We start from the raw sequence: 19,215 nt of genomic DNA, 5'->3' as shown, positions 1-19,215 counted from the left end.
GACGCGGGTTGGCGCCTGAAGAAGCCTCCGTGGACGGTCTCGCCGCAGAGTCGCCATCACGCGCCCCCGTCCGGTTGTGTTGCTGCGCCAGACCCTCTGGCAGGGTGCGGGCATCAAACGGGGAGGGACCCATGCTGAAGCAAGTCGCCGAGGGTGTGCTGATCCACCAGAGTGAGTTGCTCGAGAACAACACCGTTGTCGTGCAGGGCAGGGACGGCGTGCTACTCGTAGACGCCGGCATTACCGGTGCCGAAATGACCTGCCTGGCGAACGACCTTCGAGAGCTGGGCCAGCCCGTGGTGGCAGGGTTCTCGACGCATCCTGATTGGGATCACGTGCTCTGGCACGCCGAACTCGGCGAAGCGCCTCGTTACGGAACAGCCCGCTGCGCGGACTTCATGCAGGATGTGTTGTCGAACGCGGACTGGAAGACCGGCGTCGCCGAGGGGCTGCCGTCGGAAATCGCCGAGGACACACCGCTCGACCTTTACGGCCTGATCACTGGTCTGCCTGCTGAAACCGCGCAGCTTCCCTGGGACGGCCCCAAGGTGTGGATCATCGAGCATCCGGCGCATGCCCCGGGCCATGCGGCCCTGTTGATCGAAGAACGCCGAGTTCTCATCGCCGGCGACATGCTCTCCGACGTCTTCGTTCCCATGCTCGACGACACCGTTGACCCGGTTGAGGACTACCTGGTCGGGCTGGGGCTGCTCGAGGGCGTAGCGGACGACGTCGATGTCCTCATCCCCGGACATGGGTCCCTCGCCAGAGATGAGGAGGTACGCGCAAGGATCAAGCTGGATCGAGCGTACGTGGAGGACCTACGTGACGCCCGGGTGTCCAGCGACCCACGGGTCGTATCGCCCAAACCCGGCTGGGAGTGGGCAAGCAACATCCACGAAGGGCAGGCCCGAAACCTCGCCCGCCGAAGAAAGCGCGACGGGACGCCTGGCTAGGTGCCGCATCAGGCAACGTTCGCCCTGGGTGTGATACCGCTCCCTGCCCGTCGGACGGTAGGCATCAACTGCCACAGTTGGGGGATGAACGAGAACTTCTTGGCCCGACACCATGACCAGCTGACTGCGTGGCTGAGGGACGGAGAGGCCGAAAGCCTCGACGCATTTCTGGGCGCACACCACGAGTCCTTCGTGCTCGTGACGACAAGTGGAGCGATCCTCGACCTTGAGACGCTGAGAGAATCCCTGCGCGGTGCGGGCGGCAGCCAGCCTGGTTTGTCGATCCAGGTTGAGGGAGTCACCAGCATTACCCTCGGGGTGTACCGATTCCTGGAGCGCCACATCGTGGACGGTTCCGTCGTGGACGTGCGGGTGGTGACTGCCGTGATGGAGGACGGATTGCTGCTCAGCGTGCAGGAAACCGCCCGTCGGTAGTGGAACCAGCAGGCGTCACGCTTCAGCGTTATCGGTCTCGCGTGGCGCGTACTCGTTCTACCAACCGCATTGCCTACACCTCGCCGCCCGAGCCGGCATTCGAACGGTACGTCACGTCGCAACAGGGCAAACGTTGCCTGATGTGGCACTAGCCTCGGTGCTGGGCGGACAAGGCGTACCAAGGAGCCGGCGGGCACGTCCGGGTCCCGTTTCGGGGCCGTTGCCTCAAGCAGTGGAAGCACCGCCACAACACCACCCACGCCAAGATCCGTTGCCTTGGCGAGCAGGCCATAGCCACCCTCAAGGGCTGGCGACTCCTGCGGAAACTCCGATGCAGCACCAACCGCATCACAAACGTCGTGAAGGCAGTAGTCGTCCTTCACCACGCATCAGCGTGAGGTTGGAAAACGCTCAATGACTACGACCAAAAAGACAGAACTAACGGCAGAGATAAGGAGCACCGCGAGTATATGAGGGACCTGGAACGCGCGCACAAGAATCAAGGGCACCCTTAGCAGGAGACACGGAATTGTTGATCAGCATCACACCACGTCAGGTGGTCGACAGCTTCGGCCTTACCTGCGTCACCTACTTCCCTCGTTCCGCTGACAGCCACATGCGAAGCGAGGTCGCGCACTTCCTCTCAGATGTCGGCTTGCCAGAAAGTTCGTTCTTCTCGAGCCGCCTGGACCTCGAAGACGAGTCCCTGGAAAGAATCGACGGCAGGCCGACCCTGAAGACCGCGTTCGAGGCAGACGGCGCCGAATGTCCGCCCGAATCCGAAGGGTGGGAGATTCTGGGAGTCTTCAACTACGCAACGATCGCCATTGACCCGAGCGATGGACGAATCTACTCCTTCCCCGAAGGGGAAGAGAATTACACCGCCATGAACACGGATACCTCCTCATTCGTTCACTCCCTCATCGCCCTGGAGCAGGGAAAGAGTGAATACAAGGGGCTTCCGGTGGGCGAAGAAAACGAACGCGCGCGCGTCGTGGAGCGCGTCAGACAGCAGATCTCCCAGGTCGACGAAACTCCTTTCGCCGATGAAGACAGTGAGTGGAGCAGGCTCTTCGAAGAAATCGGCTTCGGAATGTGGGGCTGACACGGAGACCGACGACGAGCGGCACCTCCTTTCCCAAGCCTCGGCCTGGCTCATGCCGTCGGCCCAGGGCTCTGCCGCCGCTCGGGTCTCTCCCTCGGCCGCCCTCGCGGTCCAACTACACGGCTGGGAGGTGGGCGTCAGGTCCACCTGTCTGCCGGCCTGAGACGCAGCGTCGAGTCCGGCGCCATCACCTGCCGTCGGCTGCGCAGTAATACATTCACCGAAACGCCGCCAGCGGCCAGCTCATAGTCCGTGCTCTTGGACGGCAGATCGTTGTGACTCACGACCTCTTGGTCACCGGCCGGCGAAGTGCCGGCTGTCAGGCCTCACGTACGGGCCGCCGCTGATAACAGGCGACGGCCAAAGCAACTCGGCTCCTGCGCCCGTCCACCTTGCTCTGCCCGCGTGCCCAGCCCGCCACGATCGCGCCGATGACATAGAAGCCAGGCGACGGGGCCATCCCCGCGGGTGCGGGGAGCAGCCTGCGGCCATGTCGCCCATGACCTGCTGTGAGCCTCCGCCAACTTGAATCCGCAGGTCAAAGGGCCGGTGTGACCAACTCCCGGGGTGCTCACGCTGGTCGTGGACGACTGTCTGTGCAGTAGATCATCCGTCACCCCGCACCCCAGCGTGACGGATGATCGGGGCTGTAGAGCGGGTGCTGTCAAGGCTGGAGGTCTTGGCGTCAGCCGCGTTGGTATCTGGCTGCCATCGTGTGGAATACCTTCTTCGGTTCCCAGCGCTTCTCGTCGAGCATCCTGACGACGCCGTAGGAGCCAAGGTCTTGCTTCCCGGGCCTGCTGTAGCCGGCGAAGGTGAACCAGAGCGCGGTGTCCACGCCTTCGTCCTCGAAGATGTCCAGCATTTCGGTGAGGTAGCGCGCCTGCTCGTCTTCGTCCGGGACCGCGCCGTGCGGCACCTGCCAGGCCATGCCGCCACGTTCTCCCGCGCCCTGGTAGGCACAGGTTCCGTACTCGGTCACCGCGACGGGCTTGCCGTGGGCGAGGTGCCCACGCAGCTCGTCACGGAAGCTGTCGGCGTTGTAGGCGGCCCGGTAGGCATCGATGCCGACGAGGTCGAACGCACCCCAGTCGACGAACTCCCAGGGAGCCGAGGCGTAGGTGACCTGCCCGCCGAAGTGGGTACGGACGGTCGCGGCGATCTGGGAGAGGAAGTCGTTGAGGCGTTCCTGCACCGGTCCGAGGGAGGACCACCACTCCATGTCGGCGCCGGCCATGGTCCGCATACGGTCGCCGTAGGTGTCGCCCGGGAGGAACCCGCCGCAGAACGCGCTGATCTCGCAGCCGGCGACGAACACCACATCGGCGCCGGCCTCCCGTACGGCTTCGGCCCGAGCGGCGCAGTCGGCGAAGAACGGGAGCAACTGGTCGCGGGGAAGGTCCACGGGAAAGGGGGCGAACCAGACCTCAAGGCCGGCGTCTGCAGCGTGTCTTGCAGCGATGCTCAACCGTTCAGGCTCTCGTCCCGAGATACGAACGGCGTCACAGTGGAGATCTCTGGAAATCACCGCCATGTCCTGCCGGACCGTCTCAGGGGTGAAGCTCTTGCGGGAGAGTTCTTCCCCTGGGAGGAACCCTGTGTCGTAGTTGATGCCCCGTGCGCGCACGCCCGTGTCCCTTCACTTGACCGTTGCGGTGTTCGAGCAAGTCAACGCCGCGCTCGGGGTTCTTGGCCAGAGGGCGGCTACCGAAGGTGATGTCGCCGGGAATTCCATGCAGTGTTGTCTCAGCGGTTGACTTCCAGGTTCGTCAGAACGAGCAGTGCACGCAGGAGGTGGGTGGCGCGGGCGGGATCGGTACGGAGCTTGGTCAGGATCCGCCAGTTCTTGAGGTGGGCGAAGCCGTGCTCGACTGATGCACGCCCGACGGCGAGGACACGGTTGGCTTCCTTCTGGCCCGGGGTGAGCTTGTGGGTGCGGGTGGCGGCGAAGCCGGTAACGACCACGGGGTCGCGAAAGTCGTTGTCCAGGCCGCGGAAGCCAAGGTCGGCCAGCACCCCGAGCCCGGCGGCGCGCAGGTGGGCCAGGATGTGGTCGTGGCGGGCGGCGGTGTTGTCGTGGGTGGAGCCGGGCCGGGCGGCGGATATCCAGATCAGGCGGCCTCTCTCGTCGGTCAGGGCGAGGAAGTGCAGGCCATGACTGCGGTGCTTGCCGGAGTAGTTGCGCCGGTCGGCTCTCCCGGTGCGGCGCTGGGTGCGGATGAGGGTGCCGTCGAACAGGACCACCTCCCCGCCCCGTTTGGCGATCTTCTTCAGGGCGCGGTCCAGGCGCGGCGCCTGGGTGGCGAGCAGTCCGATCAGTTCGTCGCGTCAGCGGCGGACGGTGGACTCGGACACCTTGTTGCCGCCGGCCAGATCGGCCAGGCGCTGGTCGTGACGCAGTACGGCCAGGACGATCACTGCGATCCTTCCGGGCGGCAGCGCCCGCCATCTGGACCGTATCGCCTTCAAGTGGCGTCGCAGCAGATCGGCGAGGTGGTTGACGGTGCTCGTGGACAGCGGCAGACGGCACTGGTAGACAAGCGGGCAGGTGTCCTCGGCGCGCTCATGGGTTCTCGTCACACAGCACCAACGGCCACCGGGGGCAACCCGGTTACGCCCGCACCGCACCGCACCGCCAAGTAGTGGCGTGCCTGGCTATAGGCGGGTGGTGAACCGGCCGTCGGGCATCTTCCGCAGCCAGCCGCGATCTGTCAGCCTGACCAGCTTCCCTCGCAGCGGTTCCAGCTTGGACCGCACGCTGACGTCCGCCCCCAGCGTCTCGCCGACCTGCCGGGCCATGACCGGTCCGGCGGCCTGCCGCACGACGGAGAGAATGCGCTGATAGTCCGGCGGGAGCGCGTTCTCCTCCACGTCCGGCGCGCGGTGCGGAATCAGCATCACCGCGCGACCACCCACTTGCCCAGGCGCTGGCGCGGCCGAGGCACGTTCGTCGGCAAGCTGTTCACTCACCCGGTCAAGGACCCGTTCGGCCACAGCGAGTTCGTCCCGCTCAGCCCGCACCTCCGCCAACTCCTTGGCCAGCCGTTCTTCGAGTTCGTCCAGCTCCTCACGCCGCGAGGTGATCCGTTCCAGCAGTTCGGGATCCATACACCGGATCGTAGAAGGAACCCCGGCCCCAGAGAGCAGGAGCCGGCAGGTCCCCCTGACGGACGATCTACTCCTCAGACAGTCGCCCACGACCAGCGTGAGCACCCCGCGAACCGGTCACACCAGCCCTTTGACCTGCGGATTCAAGTTGGCGGAGGCTCTGTGCGGGACCATCCCCGCGGGTGCGGGGAGCAGACTGTTTGACATGCGAGTCTATGGCCGTAGAGACGTGTTCTCAGTGACTTTTGCAGATTCCGGCAAATAGGGCACGAGGTGACGCATAGCTCGGCTCGTTCGCCGGCGCCGAATGGCTACGCCCTCTGCGTCTGCCAACGAAGTAGTCCGTCCTGGCGACCGCGTCCCGGGCAAGGCAGGCAGGCAGGCAGGCAGGCAGGCAGAGTGCAGGATCGGGGCGTGAGACATCTCGTTCGTCACGGACAGAACGTGGCCTCCGGGCAAGGTGCTCGCGGAACCGCGTGTACGTGAAGTCGGCGGTCAAGTCTGGAGTGAGTTCTACGATGAGCCGGTGACCGGGACACTGCCCCCCCGTGGGCACTGACCTCTTCGACGTGGAACGGCTCCTGCTGGCCGAAGCCGCGGAGCCGCCGCTGGCGCCAAGGGACGCTGAAGCCCGGGACCGGGTGTGGGACATGGCGGTCCGGGCGAACCCCGCCCTCTTCGACGGACCTGTGGTGGCGTGTGCGGGGCTGGAGCGCATGGGCCCGCGCAGTCTGCGTCTGTCCTGGGTGCGTGTGACCTACCGGCATTACGCCCTGCGTCGCGTTCCCGGCGCCACCGCTCTGCCCTCGTTGTTCGTGAACGTCGTCCAGTCGACGGACGACGGCCGTGTGCTGGTGGCGAGGATGTCGCCCTGGACGACCGCCCCGGGCCGCTGGCAGCTGCCCGGGGGGTCTGTGGAGCCGCCCCAGGACGGGGCGGTGCTGGACGAGTCGGCGCTGGCGGGCCAGGCCGCGCGAGAGCTCGTCGAGGAGTTGGGGATCGGCACGGCCGTCGAGGATCTGAGGCTGTGGGTCGTCACCCGCGGCGAGAACGGCAGTGTCGGCCTGACCTACCTCGCCCCGGCCCTTCCTGAGGCATCACTGCGCGCGGACTTCGCCGCTGTCGCGGCAGCCGAGCGCGCCCAGGGCCGCGAACCCGAACTCGACGACATCGCCCTGGTGCGCTCACCGGACGAACTGGTCGGTCTGGCCGGTCCGCACGCTGACTACCTGGAGCCGGTCGTCCGCCGCTTCTCCGGTTCCCGCTGAGGTCAGGCGCCGGCGAGGAGGTCGCGTCCCCGTTCGTCGAGCTCGGCCACGCACCGCAGGCCTCGGGCCCGGAAGCGTGCGAGGTCGCCGCGCATGCGGGAGACGGCCTTTCGGGTGCGGACGGAGCGGACACCGCCCATGTGGTCGATGGCCCGGTGCCAGGTGGAGCACGCCTGCTCGATGCTGCCGCGCTTGAGGTGCATCTCCGCGCCCGCGACCAGGTCCAGGGCGAAGATACGCGCGTAGGTGTCGGCCGGGCGGGCCGTGGCGGCCAGCGCGTACTGCTCGGCGGCGGTCCGGTGGTCTCCCAGGGTTTCGTGGACCTTGGCGGTGCGGGAGTACACCGACGCGGCCGGTGGGCCCCAGGCCAGTGCCCAGGTTCGTAGGTGTCGGCTCCCGGGACGGCCGGGCCGCTCTCGGGGGAGCTTTCGCGGGCGTCTGTGTCCCGGAGGCCGGGGCCGGGGACGTTTTGAGCCGCCACTGCGGGACACCGTAGGCGTCGTGGAGGATTCCGCCCTTCTTGCTCCAGCTACCGGTCGGCAGGTCGGTGCCGGTCCACAGCGGCAGGTCCCGCTCTTCCCGGGAGGGCGCGGCGGCGGCCTGGACCAGTGCGCGGTCCCGCAGCGAGTTGCTCCGTTCCGCCGGTGTCGGCGGCTTCGCCCGGGCGCCGGGCCGATTCTCCGGCCGTGCCCGGAGCAAGGCGGCCTCGGCGATGGCCCGCAGGTGTTCGCCACCGGTGGCGACGGGGTCGGGAACCGCCTCTTCGCCGGACGGCTCCGGCGCCGCCTCGGCGTCGGGCATGGCGAGTTGCCGGGCTTCCTCTTTCGTGGGTGCCAGGGCGCGCTCGGCGCCCCCCTCCTCGAGGGTGGCGGGCGATCCGCTGCCGTACGTGCGCGGACTCGCCGGCCGGTTCGGCCGGCGGATACGAGGGCTGCTGCCGTTCGTCATGTAGCAGCACGGCAGAGCCGAGCCGGGAGGCGGGAGAGCCGTTGGCCTCCGCAGCGGAGTGGCGCGGGCGTCGGCTCACAGGCGGGCACCTCTCCCGAGCGCGGCCGGCGCAGGCATGGCGGGCCCTCGCTCGATCGCGCCCTGCGCCGCCTGGGCCGCGGCAGGAACCGGGGCCCAGGTCCGGGCGGTGATGTGGCGATGAGCCGCCGCGTCGAGGACGGCGCGGCTGGTGTCCATGCCGATGGCCGCAGCGGTGGACAGCAGGCTCTGTGCCGCGGCCTGTTGAGCGGCGCAGACATGCTGGAACGGAGTGCGAAGGCGGTCCAGTTGATGTTCGTGGAGCTGGTAGAAGCGGTACGGGTGGCCGGCGGGGTGGTGTTCGGGGGCGTCGGTGAGCAGGCGGTGTTCGATGGCCGCCACGGCCCGGGGTGCGGCCACCGCGATCCGCCAGTCGGCGACGGTGAGGCGGTACACGGTCTGAGCCAGTTCGGCGACGCCTCCCGCGTCGGCCACGATCTCGGGTGCCCGCCGTGTCCGGGGCGGGCCGCTCGCGGAGTCGGGGTCCCGGTCGGCGCCGAACAGGAGCCGTCCCGCGCGGAGGACTGACGCGCGTGCGATCTCCACGGCCGAGTGCGGGGCCGCTCCCCGCGGCATGCGGGAGATCTGGCCTCGGCGCATCATCTCGTAGCTCGGCCGGGGCAGGCGGGGGCGGACCCGGGGGTCGTCCACGTCGACGACGCGGTCCCAGCGCTCCTGGACCTCTCGCCACGCTCGGCCGGCGCTTCGGAAGCCGTCCGCGCATCTTCTGAGCGACGTGCCCTCCTCGTTCGGCGCCTCGGCGGCGGCCTGCACCAGGAGTCGCCCGGCGAGCATGGTGCCCAGGGACCGCCACCGGATGATCGACTGGAGGTCGGATCCGCTGAGGGGCTGACCGGAACGGCCGTGGAGAGTCTCGTAGGCAGCGCGGGAAAGCTGCTCGCAGTCGTCCCGGATCCGGTCGGCGGCCTGGGTGAGCGGGTCGGTGGGAAGGGCGGGGACCGGAATGACCGGCAGAGCCTGGGGAAAGGCGGCCAGCGCCGGATCCGCGTCGACGCTGTGGTGCCGGGCCTGGACCGACGCGTACTGCAGGGAGGCGTGAGCGGTCTGGAGCCTGACCGAGGCGTTGCGGTGCTCGAGCTTCTGGTTGACGGTGTGCACGATCCGGCTCGTGGAATGGAGAATCCTGGAGGCGTGGTGCAGGTGGTACGCCTGTGCGGAGCGTGTGGTGAAGGCGAGCGCGTACGGGGTGATCGGAGCACCGGTGCCGTCGCGGTGACCGCGGATCAGGTCGATGACCGCTCCGCCGGCCTGGACCGCGGCACCGAGCATGCCGTCGTTCGCCGCGCTGTCCGGGGCGACCGGCGGCAGCCAGCGGGCGGCGCCGCCGAGCGCACGGCGGGCGTGGCGGAGGTGGCCGAAGGTGTCGCCGGCAGCGGCGTCGATGGGGTCCCCCGGCCGGCCGAGCAAGAGGTTCACGTGCCCGACGAGTGTGTCGAGCTGTCTGATCGCGAGGGCGTGCGCGAAGACATCGTCTCCGGGCAGAGTCACGTCCGTGACTTGTTCGAGGCTGTGGTGAAGAACGTCGTAGAGCTCTCCGAGCGTGACGGTCATGAGGCCCCGCCACCGTCCTGCCGGACGGTCATGAGGAGGTTCGCGGCGGCTGCCGCGTGGCCGGCCGTGAGGTTGAGCTGCTCCGCGTCGTCCGCGTATTCCGGTACGGAAGCCAGCCGGCGCAGCGCCACGCCGACGTGGCGCAGCAGTTCCCCGTACGGCTCGAGCCCGGCGCTGACGGGGGACGCGGCCGGAGTCTGCAGAGGCCGGCCGTTCTCGGGCGGCGGCAGCAGGCGGCGGCCGCCCGCACACTTGATGCCGACGAGCATGGCCTGCATCTCGTCGCTGCCCTCGTCGAAGGCGAGGACGTCCGCCAGTCGGCCCACGACGTCGAAGGCGTCCCAGGCGGCGCCGAGCACGGCGTCGCCCTGGTCGGCGTCCAGGGCAGTGGCGAGGTCGGTGATGGTCGGTTGCGTCATCGCTGTGATTCCTCCTGTCGGCCTCGCCGCACACCGCCGGCGCGGCTGCTGCGGCTTTCCGCGAGGGTCCCACTTTGGATCAACGACGGCTGCGGCCTGTGGATGACCGGCGGATCGCAGAACCACACGGACGGGAGCGCGCCAGGTGGTGCGCCCGACCACATCCCCACGTCCCACACAGGCGGCCGAGTCGACCAGCCGCCATCCGACTGGGACTGACCAGCCGGGCACCACTTCGCCCCAGCTGCCCGTTCAGAGAGGCGAGCGCGGTCGTGGGCCCGAGGGGCGAGCGTCCGAGCGAGGAGACTGGCGCTGCCGATGGGGAGATACGGGCTATGCCGCTGATCTTGTGACGTCAGCCGTCGAAGCGAATCCAGTCGACGGGCAGGTCGGCCAGCGGTTCCAGGGCGCTTCGGTGGGTGGCGCCGGCCCAGACAGCGAATTCCTCACCGCCCTCGTTGCTCACGCGCACCACGAGGCCGGGGGCCACGTAGAAGTGGGTGGGTGCCCAGGGCCAGAAGGGACGCAGGGGTACAAGGTGCAGTGCTTGGGTGAGTTGAGCGACCTGTGTTGCCGTAAGTCTGCGCGGAAGGGCCAGGTAGTCGGCACCCATGGAAGCCTCGAAGAGAGAGAACTGGATCAGGAAGCCGCTGAGCGGTTCCTGCTCGGCAGCTGGTTCCTCGTCGAATTCACGGAACCAGACAGTCGGATCGGCTTCAGGTCCGTCGAGCGTCCACAGGAGTGACCAGAAGAAGCCTCCCTGGTTCTCGGCGCCGAAGACAAGCATCTCCCCGAGATGGTCGGTGTGCAGGTCTGACTCGGGCAGGATTCTGTTCTGGGTTCCGAGGGCACCCGGCCGCTGCTTCGCGAGCCTGTACAGCTGCCTCAGTCCACCAGGCAGACGCGACGAAGAGCGGTTGGCAGGTGGTTCGGTGGCGCCTGCGGCGGAGTACCAGCCGATGACGAACTGTTCCAGCGCTGCCGCACGGTCATCGTTCACGTTTCTGAGCCACTCCAGGCCCGGCAGGTCCACGGCGGGCAGCGGTGGGCGTACCCGGTTGAGGAGTTGTCGACTCAAGGGTGCTTCAAAGCGCAGTTCGCAGTCGGTGAGAACGCCGTTGGATGTGCCGGCCTGGCTCAGCTTGGCAGTGCCCAGGTACAGGACCTCTCCTTTGAGGCGAACCGCGATGTGGATCGGCCACGAGCTTTCGTCCGTGCCCCAGGGCGACCCCATCAGCCGCTCTGTGACCGGGCCGGTGCGGGCCCGATCAGACGGACCTCGTCAGCGCTCCACACACCGCTCCTGGCGGGCGCGGCACTCGCTTCCGCGATGATCACCATCCCCGCCCGGCCTATGACGATGGTGGCGCCCCCCACCATGAAGCGCCCGGCGCTCGCCGCGCCACCGACGAGCACGGGTACGTGCTCCTCGTCGAATACCAACGCCGGAAGGACGGCGGGGCCGTGATCAATCATCCCCGCATCTTCCTCGACGACCATCCCTCATGTGTACCGACTGCGGTCACAAGATCAGCGTCAGAGCCGAAATGCGTGATCGTCGCCAGGCCTAACTGGCTCTAACAAGAGCTGCTGATCATGAGACTGTTGGCCTGGTGTCTCGTATGTCTTGTCATGGGAAACCGTCAGTCGCGACCGTGGATTGTGTCGGATGAACTGTGGTCGCTGGTCGAGCCGTTGCTGCCGAAGCCGGGACCGAAGAAGGTCGAGGGCAGACCGCGGGTGCCGGACCGGCAGGCTCTGTGCGGGATCCTCTTCGTCCTGCACACCGGCATCCAATGGGAGTACCTGCCCCAGGAGCTCGGCTTCGGCTCGGGCATGACCTGCTGGCGGCGCCTTGCGGCTTGGAACGAGGCCGGCGTCTGGGACCGCCTGCATGCACTGTTGCTGGAGAGGCTGCGGTCGAAGGACCGACTGGACTGGGAGCGGGCGGTGATCGACTCCTCGCACGTGCGGGCTGCCCGGCGGGGCCCAAAAGTGGGCCGAGCCCGGTCGACCGTGCACGGCCGGGCAGCAAGCACCACCTCATCGTCGATGGACAGGGCATCCCTCTCGCGGTGTCGCTGACCGGCGGAAACCGCGGGCGACGTCACCCAACTCGAGCCGCTGCTCGACAAGATTCCCGCCGTCGCGGGCCGGGCCGGCCGCCCCCGGCGACGCCCCGACGCACTGCTGGCCGACCGCGGCTACGACCACGACAAGTACCGCCGCCTGCTCTGGCAGCGAGGGATCCGCCCCGTGATCGCGAAGAGAGGCGAGCCGCACGGCACTGGCCTGGGTATCTTCCGCTATGTCGTCGAGCGCACGATCGCCTGGCTCCACGGCTTCCGCCGCCTGCGCGTCCGCTGGGAACGACGCGACGACATTCACGAAGGTTTCCTCGGCCTCGCCGTCTGCCTGATCACCTACCGGCACGTCCAACGCCTTTGTTAGGACCTCTAAGTACCCCGACAGACCGGCGAGAACCTGCAGGGTTGTCCCATGGCCGTCATTCTCATCCCGATCCTCCTGCCCCTCCTGGTCGGACTGTCTCCTCGATCGCCAGCCACCTGCCTCAGCGCACCGAGGCGTCCTACGCCGCCGCCAAGGCCGCGCTCAACACCTACAGCCGCGAACTGGCCACCGAGGTCGGCGAGCACGGGGTGCGCGTGGTCTGCGCAGGGACGACCCTCTATTCTGCGCACATGATCGAGGGCCGGAGCGGTGAAGTCATAGACGGGCGCTTCGAGTTGATGGAGCGGCTGGGCAGCGGCGGAATGGGCACCGTGTGGCGGGCGCGTGATCTGGTGCTGCACCGCGAGGTCGCCGTCAAGCAAGTCACCCCACCGGCTGCGGAGCTCGCTGCCGAGGGTGCCGAAGCCTCCGGAGTACTGCGCGAACGCGTGCTGCGTGAGGCCCGTGCCCTGGCTCGGATCAGCGACCCGCACGTGGTGACGATCCATCACGTAGTGGAGGGCACCGCGGGCTCCTTCCCCTGGCTCGTGATGGAACTGGTGCCCGGCGGCAGCCTGGCGGACCTCCTGGACCAGGGGACGCGGCTGGAGCCGCGGGAGGGTGCGCGCATCGGCCGGCAGGTGCTGGCCGCACTGCGTACCGCGCACGCCGCGGGCATCCGCCACCGCGACGTCAAACCCGCCAACGTGCTGCTGCGCCCGGACGGCAACGCGGTGCTCACCGACTTCGGCATCGCCGCCCTCCAACGGACCGATCCGGCCCTCACCACGGGCGCGTCCACGACGCTGACCGCGACCGGTGAGCTCATCGGCACGCCCGAGTACATCGCACCCGAACGCATCAGAGGCAAGGACGACGACCCCGCCTCGGACCTCTGGTCGCTGGGCATCATGCTGTACGTCTGCGTCGAGGGTCACAGCCCCATGCGACGCCCGACCGCGCTCGCCACCATGGCGGCCGTCCTCGACGGCGAGGTACCGCCGCCTGCCCGGGCCGGGGCTCTGGCCCCCGTGCTGACGGAACTCCTCGTCGTCGATCCGGCGCAGCGGCCCTCGGTCGAACGGCTCGACGCGATGCTGGCCGCCGTCTCGGAGGGCACGGGACCGACCGTGCGGCTCCCGCAGGCCGACCCGCCCGCCCCTACCATCAGGACCACCGCCCCAGCGTCCGAACCCGGCACGCCGACTGCCGCACCGCCCTCTTCGTCGCCCTCCCCCTCGCTCCGCCGCCGGCGGACCTGGCTGACCGTCGGGTCGGCGGCACTGGCACTGGCACTGACGGTAATGACGGTCTACCTCGTCGAAGGCCGGTCCGATGACGAGAAAGGGTCGGCGAACCCGAGCCGCGGCAGCGCCCGACCGAACAAACTCGGCCTCTGGGAACCGGGGATCCTGAAGATCGCGGTGAATGACGGCGCGGTGCCCCCGTCCGACGGCGACACCCCCACCATCGGCCCCGATCTGGCGCGCGCACTCGGTGATCAACTCGGCTTGAAGGTGGAGCTTTTCAACGTCGATGACCCAAGTGCGATGGTCAGCGGCCTTCTGAACCAGGAGAACGAGACCCACGTGGACCCCGGCCCGCCCGCAGAGACTTTCGACGTGCTCATGCCGGGCGGCCCGGACGATCTTGACGGGGACGAGCAGGATATGGCCCTCATCCACTACTTCGATGTCGGGTACGCCGTCGTCGCCCCGTGGGAGACGGCTCAGGACATCAGCTCGAAGGCGGACCTCTGCGGTAAGAACTTCTCACTCCTGAACCACGGCTTCGTCGAGGAGGCGGTCGAGAAGACCTCCGCCGAGCTGTGCGGACCGCACTCGATCGACGCGGCTCTCCGTACGGACACACTGCACGGAAGGATCACCGAGCTCCCGTTCGCCGTCAGGCAAGCGCGAGACTCCGACGGCGAGCTACACCTGCCGAAGGTCGACATGACCGATGACATCCCCCTCGGCATGGCCGTGGACCGCTCGGACACCGCCCTGCGAGACGCACTCGTGAAAGCCCTCGACGAGCTGATCGCCAGCGGTGAGTACGCGGACATCCTCAAGGCTCAGGGCCTGGAGCACGGCGCCGTCCCGAAAGCCGGGATCGTCCATCACGGCTTCTGAGCGGCGCACCTGTACCGGTGTTCCTTCGAGGGCGGGACTGAACTTCCTGGCCAGAGGGGACTCGATCGAGGTCACGGGCGAGAGGACGTCTCCGTTGCCCGTCCTGTCCCCGGACTGTTCGGGGGTCGTACAAGGACCGTACCGGGCCTGCACGGACCGTTTTGGTCCGACACGAACCTAGACGAGACCCGCAGTCGGCCAGGAAGAGAGCGGTCCCTGCTTCTTGCTGTTATCTAGCAAGAAGGGACCCGCGCACCGCTGACGCTCTCGCCGCGATCGGCGCCTTCATGAGGGCCCAGCACTCCGCCGGGTACGCCGACCGCCTGAAGCCCGAGCAGGCCTACAAGCTGCTGCGCACCCTCGCCGTACGGCGCCCCACCGGCGCCAACGCCGCCAACGCCATCCGCACCGCCGCAGTAGCCGCCCTCGTCGCCGCCACCGGCCGCGCCGTGCCCCAGCTCCACCAGCTCAACGCCACCGACATCGACCTGGAGCGCCGCCCCGTCCCCGTCGTGACCATCGCCGACTTCGACCACCCCGTCGACAAGCACACCGTGGAAATCCTGCGCCGCCGGCTCGACGTCCGCGCCGGCATCACCAAGGCCCTGGAAGGCAGCGACCCCGGCTACCTGTGGATCCCGACGAAGCCCGGACGCGAACGTGCCGGCGTCCAACCGCCGAAGCCCGGCCTGACCCGGGCCGCCGTGCGCACCCGGCACGCCGCACACCGCAACCTCGTCCTACAGGTCGTCGGCGTCCCCCTGCGCCCGTACGCCCTCCTCCCTCGCCCCTGACGGCGCAGAAAGGAAGACAACAGGCAGAACGGAGCTCGTACGCACACTGCACCGTTGTGCCGACACCTGACACCGGCCCGAGCTGCGGCGAGACCGATGGCTCCTGCCTCACGCTCACGCCGCTGCTCGATCGCCCCGAGGCTGTCGTCGGGTGCTTCGCTCATCTCTGGTTCGACGTCCGCAACCGTGAACCGTACGCAAGCCGCGAGGAGTGGCTTGCGGCTCTTGAAGAGTTCGCGCCCACGGCAGCCAGCGAGCCTGTGAAGGCAACTGAGACCCTGCGGACGCTGGAACTGCGGGAGACAGCGCAGACCATGACCATGCCCGATGGGCTCATGGAGTACCCCGGCTGTGGAGACTTCGACCTCGACATCCGTGAGTACCTCGGGCCTGTCGCCATCTGCCCAGGCTGCATGCAGCCCCTTGGCAAACACGTCTTCGCTGCCAGCGCGCGGCGAATAGAGACCGTCCGCAGCGGGATTGAGGGTTGGCACCGCCGCACGTCCGGCTTTTCGCGATGATGGTTTCCTCAAGGAAACGGGGTGTCGGGTGTCGGAGTTGTCGTGGGGTGTGCCGCCTGTGGCGGGGGACCCGGTGCGGGTGGGCCCGTACACGGTGCTGCGGGTGCTGGGCGAGGGCGGGATGGGGCGGGTGTTCTTGGCCCGTGGCCTGGGGATGCGGTTGTTCGCGGTGAAGACGATCCGCCCGCACCTGGCCCACGACGCCGATTTCCGCAAGCGGTTCGTCCGCGAGGCGCGGGCGGCGCAGCGGGTGAGCGGGGTGTTCACCGCGCCGGTGGTGGGGGTGTCCGGGGAGGACGAGCAGGTGCCGTGGCTGGCGACGGCGTTCGTGCCAGCGCCGGCGCTGGAGGAGGTCGTGGCGCGGTGCGGTGTGCTGCCGGAAAGGGGGCTGTGGTGGCTGGCCGCCGGGGTCGCGGAGGCGCTGGTGGCGATCCACGGACAGGGGTTGGTGCACCGTGACCTGAAGCCGGGGAACGTGCTGGTGGCCGAGGACGGGCCGCGAGTGATCGATTTCGGGATCGCCAAGGCCCTGCACGGCTCGACCGCGTCGACGTCGGTGGGGCATGTGACGGGGACGGCGGGGTTCATGGCGCCGGAGCACCTGCGCGGGGCGGCCGCGCCGGCCAGTGACGTCTTCGCTTTGGGGGCGCTGCTGGTTCACGCGGCGACCGGGCGCGCGCCGTTCTCGGGAACGGACATCTTCGCGGTGATGACCGCGACCTTCTTCGACGCACCCTCCCTGGACGGCGTGCCGGACGAGGTGGCGGAGCTGGTGCGCGACTGCCTCGACAAGGACCCGGAGCGGCGGCCGAGCCCCGAGCAGGTCCTCGAACGGTTCCAGCAGTACGCGGGCACGGAAGCGACTGGGCACACGGTGCGAGAGTGGCTGCCCGCGGCGGTGTGTGACCTGGTCGAGACCCGCGCCCGCCCCAGCGTCGTATTCGGCGGCGCCGCAGAGCGAACCGCGATAATCCCTCCTCCGCCTCCGACGCGCCTGGTCACCCAGGCACAGACGCCACCCCCGACGCAGGTGCGCGAGCCGGCCGCGGGTGGGACTGCGTCCGGCACAGAAGGTTCTGATGGGAATGACCGGAGCACGCTGGCCGCTCTGCGGGACCGGGCAAAGTCTCTCGGTGAGAGCGGTGAACCGGGCGAGGCCCGGGACCTGTTCGCCTTGCTCGTACGCCGCTGTACCGAAGTCCTCGGTGCCGATCACCCCGATACCCTCGGCGCCCGTGTCCACCAGGCCCGCTGGACGGGGGACGCTGGCGACCCGGCCCAGGCGCGGGACCTGTGGGCGGCGCTGGTCACCGACCGGGTTCGTGTGCTGGGTGCCGACCACCCCGAAACCCTCCGGGCCCGCCACAGCCACGCCGGCTGGACGGGTAAGGCGGGCGACGCCGCCCAAGCGCGGGACCTGTTCGCGGCGCTGGTCACCGACCGGGCCCGCGCTCTCGGACCCGATCACCCCGAAACCCTCGGCGCCCGTGTCCACCAGGCCCGCTGGACGGGGGACGCTGGCGACCCCGCCCAGGCGCGGGACCTGTGGGCGGCGCTGGTCACCGACCGGTTTCGTGTGCTGGGTGCCGACCACCCCGAAACCCTCCGGGCCCGCCACAGCCACGCCGGCTGGACGGGTAAGGCGGGCGACACCGCCCAAGCGCGGGACCTGTTCGCGGCGCTGGTCACCGACCGGGCCCGCGCTCTCGGACCCGACCACCCGCACACCCTCGGCGCCCGCCGGGAGCAGGCCAGTTGGACCAGACAAGCTGGATCGGCCCGGGACCCCAATTCCTGACCCGAGCCGCAAGGCAGCGGCTCCCTCGCTGGTCAGCGTGCCCACAGGGCAACGGACCCTCTTGTACTGTCAGGCAGACGAGGGCCTGACGACACTGGAACCGTCCACGGTGATTTGCAGGTCAGGCAATTGGCAACGCCGACAACCCGTGTCGGAAGCCGACGCCGGCAAACGGCTCGTACCGACGCCGTATCTTGCGGCTGCTGTCCGAGATAGGAGTCCCGGGCCGATAACAGGGCCGCTTCGCGTACGGCCCGGAGAACGTCACCGCAGGTGACGCATCAACCTCCCGCAGATAATAGGGCGTTATCCGTGGAAGAACTTCAGACCGGCCTCGCGGCCGATGCCCCGTCAGCCGCCCATCAGGGACGACGAACGCTTAGCGCACGATCTGACACGGATGTTCCTCGACCCCCGTACACTGCACGGGTCTGACGCACGATCGGGTTCGCTCTCCAGATGTGCACCGTGCGCTATGTCGGCAGGTTCCTCCCGGACGACCCGCTGGACGTGCCGTGGGTCGTGATCGAGCACCTGGCCGCGCAGCTCGGTATCGAGGACGTCTCGCGCGTGAAGCGGTACACCGAGCGCAAGCCGACGGCGTACGAGCACGCGTGGGAGATCCGGGACACGTACGAGTACCACGAGTACGAGAATGCGGAGTGGTCGCGGCGGTTCCGCACCTTCCTGCACGGGCGGGCGTGGACGCACGCCGAGGGGCCAGTGGCGCTTTTCAACCAGGCGGTGGGCTGGCTGCGCCGCCACCGGGTTCTGCTGCCCGGGGTAGGCGTCTGAGCGGACTCGGTCTGAACGATCGCCCGGCTCTCCCCGCTCCAGTACGGCCACTCCTGCATCCGGCCTCCCGTACTGGGCCTGCGGCAGCGGCGTGACCCGACCGCATCGCATCCGTGATCCGGCACGTCAGGGAATCTGGGCCTCGATGTGGGCGAGTTGGGCGGCGAGGATCTCATCGAATGCGGCGCGGCGATCTGCTCCGAGGGGGCGGATGTCGCGGGCGAAGTATGCCAGGGCGGGGAAGCTTTCGGGGTCCGCGCCGAGCACCGCGACACGGAACTGCTCCATGCCCTGTTCGTACTCCTTGGGGGTGAGGGTGGTGATACCGGCCTCGGAGGCGATCAGCGCGGCGAGGAGGATCACGATGCGGTGGTAGCGCGCTGGGACCTCCTCGTCGGGCAGGCCGGACGTGCGCAGGGCCTGCAGCAGCTCCTCCATGACCAATCGGGATCCGGTACCGCCGGACCCGTAGTGCCCCCACACCCCTGCGAGTTGGGGCTGTTCGCCGAAGGCGTTGCGCAGGCGTAGGGCCAGGGCGGTGATGCGCTGCTTCCAGTCGCCCGCGGGGCGGTAGCCCTCCATGGCGGCCAGCAGGATCCGGTCGGCAACCGCGCGGAGCAGTTCGGTCTTGTTGCGGAAGTGCCGGTAGAGGCTGGAGGAGTCGGTCCCGAGCGCTGCGGCGAGTTTGCGCACGCTGAACGACTCGGCGTCGCTCGCGCGCAGCAGTTCCGCCGCGGTGTCCAGGATCTCCTCGGTCGACCATCGCCTGCGGCCAGTCATCTCGCCCCTCTCGTCCGTGCCCAGCCTAGCCTATGCACTTGGCGTTGCACGC

Annotated in this window: 18 protein-coding genes and 3 pseudogenes; 11 read left to right on the top strand and 10 right to left on the bottom strand. The window is 68.7% G+C overall.

Annotation, left to right across the window (positions count from 1 at the left end; all coding sequences use genetic code 11):
- Nucleotides 1-131: 131 nt before the first annotated feature.
- The 4 genes and pseudogenes from QC283_RS13295 (at nucleotide 132) to QC283_RS13280 (ending at nucleotide 2,496) form a co-directional block, all read left to right on the top strand.
- Nucleotides 132-956, top strand: a complete 825-nt coding sequence (locus tag QC283_RS13295) for an MBL fold metallo-hydrolase (protein WP_279561687.1) — start codon at nucleotides 132-134, stop codon at nucleotides 954-956.
- 84 nt (nucleotides 957-1,040) lie between these two features.
- A complete protein-coding gene (locus QC283_RS13290; RefSeq protein ID WP_279561686.1) occupies nucleotides 1,041-1,391 on the top strand; it encodes a hypothetical protein in 351 nt (116 codons plus the stop codon).
- A gap of 158 nt (nucleotides 1,392-1,549) precedes the next feature.
- Nucleotides 1,550-1,789 (top strand): annotated as a pseudogene (locus tag QC283_RS13285) (transposase family protein); the annotation flags it as partial.
- Between the two features lie 131 nt (nucleotides 1,790-1,920).
- Entirely contained in the window at nucleotides 1,921-2,496 is a 576-nt protein-coding gene (locus QC283_RS13280) for an SUKH-4 family immunity protein (RefSeq protein WP_279561685.1), read from the top strand.
- A gap of 685 nt (nucleotides 2,497-3,181) precedes the next feature.
- Here QC283_RS13280 and QC283_RS13275 read toward each other — a convergent pair.
- The 4 genes from QC283_RS13275 to QC283_RS13260 form a co-directional block, all read right to left on the bottom strand.
- Nucleotides 3,182-3,964, bottom strand: a complete 783-nt coding sequence (locus tag QC283_RS13275) for a hypothetical protein (protein ID WP_336620642.1) — start codon at nucleotides 3,962-3,964, stop codon at nucleotides 3,182-3,184.
- A 278-nt stretch (nucleotides 3,965-4,242) separates the two neighbouring features.
- Entirely contained in the window at nucleotides 4,243-4,740 is a 498-nt protein-coding gene (locus tag QC283_RS13270) for a transposase family protein (protein WP_279561683.1), read from the bottom strand.
- 84 nt (nucleotides 4,741-4,824) lie between these two features.
- On the bottom strand, nucleotides 4,825-5,076 hold the full coding sequence (locus QC283_RS13265) for a hypothetical protein (RefSeq protein ID WP_279561682.1): 252 nt from the start codon (nucleotides 5,074-5,076) through the stop codon (nucleotides 4,825-4,827).
- A gap of 75 nt (nucleotides 5,077-5,151) precedes the next feature.
- Nucleotides 5,152-5,604 carry a hypothetical protein gene (locus tag QC283_RS13260; protein ID WP_279561681.1) on the bottom strand — a complete coding sequence of 151 codons (453 nt, stop codon included), beginning with the start codon at nucleotides 5,602-5,604 and terminating at the stop codon, nucleotides 5,152-5,154.
- Nucleotides 5,605-6,152: 548 nt separating this feature from the next.
- Here QC283_RS13260 and QC283_RS13255 point away from each other — a divergent pair.
- On the top strand, nucleotides 6,153-6,872 hold the full coding sequence (locus QC283_RS13255) for an NUDIX hydrolase (RefSeq protein ID WP_279561680.1): 720 nt from the start codon (nucleotides 6,153-6,155) through the stop codon (nucleotides 6,870-6,872).
- A gap of 2 nt (nucleotides 6,873-6,874) precedes the next feature.
- Here the strand turns inward: QC283_RS13255 and QC283_RS13250 are convergent, their stop codons facing one another.
- From QC283_RS13250 to QC283_RS13230, 5 genes are all read right to left on the bottom strand, one after another.
- The gene (locus tag QC283_RS13250) at nucleotides 6,875-7,216 is read right to left on the bottom strand and encodes a hypothetical protein (protein ID WP_279561679.1); all 342 of its coding nucleotides are present in this window, start codon (nucleotides 7,214-7,216) and stop codon (nucleotides 6,875-6,877) included.
- A 679-nt stretch (nucleotides 7,217-7,895) separates the two neighbouring features.
- Nucleotides 7,896-9,470: a hypothetical protein gene (locus tag QC283_RS13245; protein WP_279561678.1), complete on the bottom strand. Its 1,575-nt coding sequence runs from the start codon at nucleotides 9,468-9,470 to the stop codon at nucleotides 7,896-7,898.
- Nucleotides 9,467-9,889 carry a hypothetical protein gene (locus tag QC283_RS13240; protein WP_279561677.1) on the bottom strand — a complete coding sequence of 141 codons (423 nt, stop codon included), beginning with the start codon at nucleotides 9,887-9,889 and terminating at the stop codon, nucleotides 9,467-9,469. Before QC283_RS13240 ends, QC283_RS13245 begins: the two co-directional genes overlap by 4 nt.
- Before the next feature lie 355 nt (nucleotides 9,890-10,244).
- Entirely contained in the window at nucleotides 10,245-11,123 is an 879-nt protein-coding gene (locus QC283_RS13235; RefSeq protein ID WP_279561676.1) for a hypothetical protein, read from the bottom strand.
- Nucleotides 11,123-11,389 carry a hypothetical protein gene (locus tag QC283_RS13230; protein WP_279561675.1) on the bottom strand — a complete coding sequence of 89 codons (267 nt, stop codon included), beginning with the start codon at nucleotides 11,387-11,389 and terminating at the stop codon, nucleotides 11,123-11,125. The genes QC283_RS13235 and QC283_RS13230 overlap by 1 nt, the downstream gene beginning before the upstream one ends.
- Before the next feature lie 132 nt (nucleotides 11,390-11,521).
- Between QC283_RS13230 and QC283_RS13225 the strand changes: the two are divergent.
- From QC283_RS13225 to QC283_RS13200, 6 genes and pseudogenes are all read left to right on the top strand, one after another.
- Nucleotides 11,522-12,340: pseudogene (locus QC283_RS13225) on the top strand (IS5 family transposase).
- A gap of 41 nt (nucleotides 12,341-12,381) precedes the next feature.
- Nucleotides 12,382-14,475 (top strand): serine/threonine-protein kinase, encoded by a 2,094-nt coding sequence (locus QC283_RS13220; protein WP_279561674.1) that lies wholly within the window; start codon nucleotides 12,382-12,384, stop codon nucleotides 14,473-14,475.
- Nucleotides 14,476-14,762: 287 nt separating this feature from the next.
- Nucleotides 14,763-15,269, top strand: a complete 507-nt coding sequence (locus QC283_RS13215) for a hypothetical protein (RefSeq protein WP_279561673.1) — start codon at nucleotides 14,763-14,765, stop codon at nucleotides 15,267-15,269.
- 56 nt (nucleotides 15,270-15,325) lie between these two features.
- Entirely contained in the window at nucleotides 15,326-15,790 is a 465-nt protein-coding gene (locus QC283_RS13210; protein WP_279561672.1) for a hypothetical protein, read from the top strand.
- A gap of 28 nt (nucleotides 15,791-15,818) precedes the next feature.
- A complete protein-coding gene (locus tag QC283_RS13205) occupies nucleotides 15,819-17,588 on the top strand; it encodes a serine/threonine-protein kinase (RefSeq protein ID WP_279561671.1) in 1,770 nt (589 codons plus the stop codon).
- A gap of 441 nt (nucleotides 17,589-18,029) precedes the next feature.
- Nucleotides 18,030-18,380 (top strand): annotated as a pseudogene (locus tag QC283_RS13200) (DUF4158 domain-containing protein); the annotation flags it as partial.
- 129 nt (nucleotides 18,381-18,509) lie between these two features.
- Here QC283_RS13200 and QC283_RS13195 read toward each other — a convergent pair.
- Nucleotides 18,510-19,163: a TetR/AcrR family transcriptional regulator gene (locus QC283_RS13195; RefSeq protein ID WP_279561670.1), complete on the bottom strand. Its 654-nt coding sequence runs from the start codon at nucleotides 19,161-19,163 to the stop codon at nucleotides 18,510-18,512.
- Nucleotides 19,164-19,215: the final 52 nt, after the last annotated feature.

The organism is Streptomyces sp. DH41 (assembly GCF_029813785.1).
Classification (GTDB): domain Bacteria; phylum Actinomycetota; class Actinomycetes; order Streptomycetales; family Streptomycetaceae; genus Streptomyces.
The sequence above is the reverse complement of the archived record's forward strand: the minus strand, read 5'-3'. Positions and strand labels throughout refer to the sequence as shown.

What these genes read in the sequence shown, in the direction of transcription:
- QC283_RS13295 (WP_279561687.1), top strand. Translation starts at nt 132, where the DNA reads ATGCTGAAGCAAGTCGCCGAGGGTGTGCTGATCCACCAGAGTGAGTTG.
- QC283_RS13290 (WP_279561686.1), top strand. Translation starts at nt 1,041, where the DNA reads ATGAACGAGAACTTCTTGGCCCGACACCATGACCAGCTGACTGCGTGG.
- QC283_RS13260 (WP_279561681.1), bottom strand. Translation starts at nt 5,604, where the DNA reads ATGGATCCCGAACTGCTGGAACGGATCACCTCGCGGCGTGAGGAGCTG.
- QC283_RS13245 (WP_279561678.1), bottom strand. Translation starts at nt 9,470, where the DNA reads ATGACCGTCACGCTCGGAGAGCTCTACGACGTTCTTCACCACAGCCTC.
- QC283_RS13240 (WP_279561677.1), bottom strand. Translation starts at nt 9,889, where the DNA reads ATGACGCAACCGACCATCACCGACCTCGCCACTGCCCTGGACGCCGAC.
- QC283_RS13235 (WP_279561676.1), bottom strand. Translation starts at nt 11,123, where the DNA reads ATGGGGTCGCCCTGGGGCACGGACGAAAGCTCGTGGCCGATCCACATC.
- QC283_RS13230 (WP_279561675.1), bottom strand. Translation starts at nt 11,389, where the DNA reads ATGGTCGTCGAGGAAGATGCGGGGATGATTGATCACGGCCCCGCCGTC.
- QC283_RS13215 (WP_279561673.1), top strand. Translation starts at nt 14,763, where the DNA reads ATGAGGGCCCAGCACTCCGCCGGGTACGCCGACCGCCTGAAGCCCGAG.
- QC283_RS13195 (WP_279561670.1), bottom strand. Translation starts at nt 19,163, where the DNA reads ATGACTGGCCGCAGGCGATGGTCGACCGAGGAGATCCTGGACACCGCG.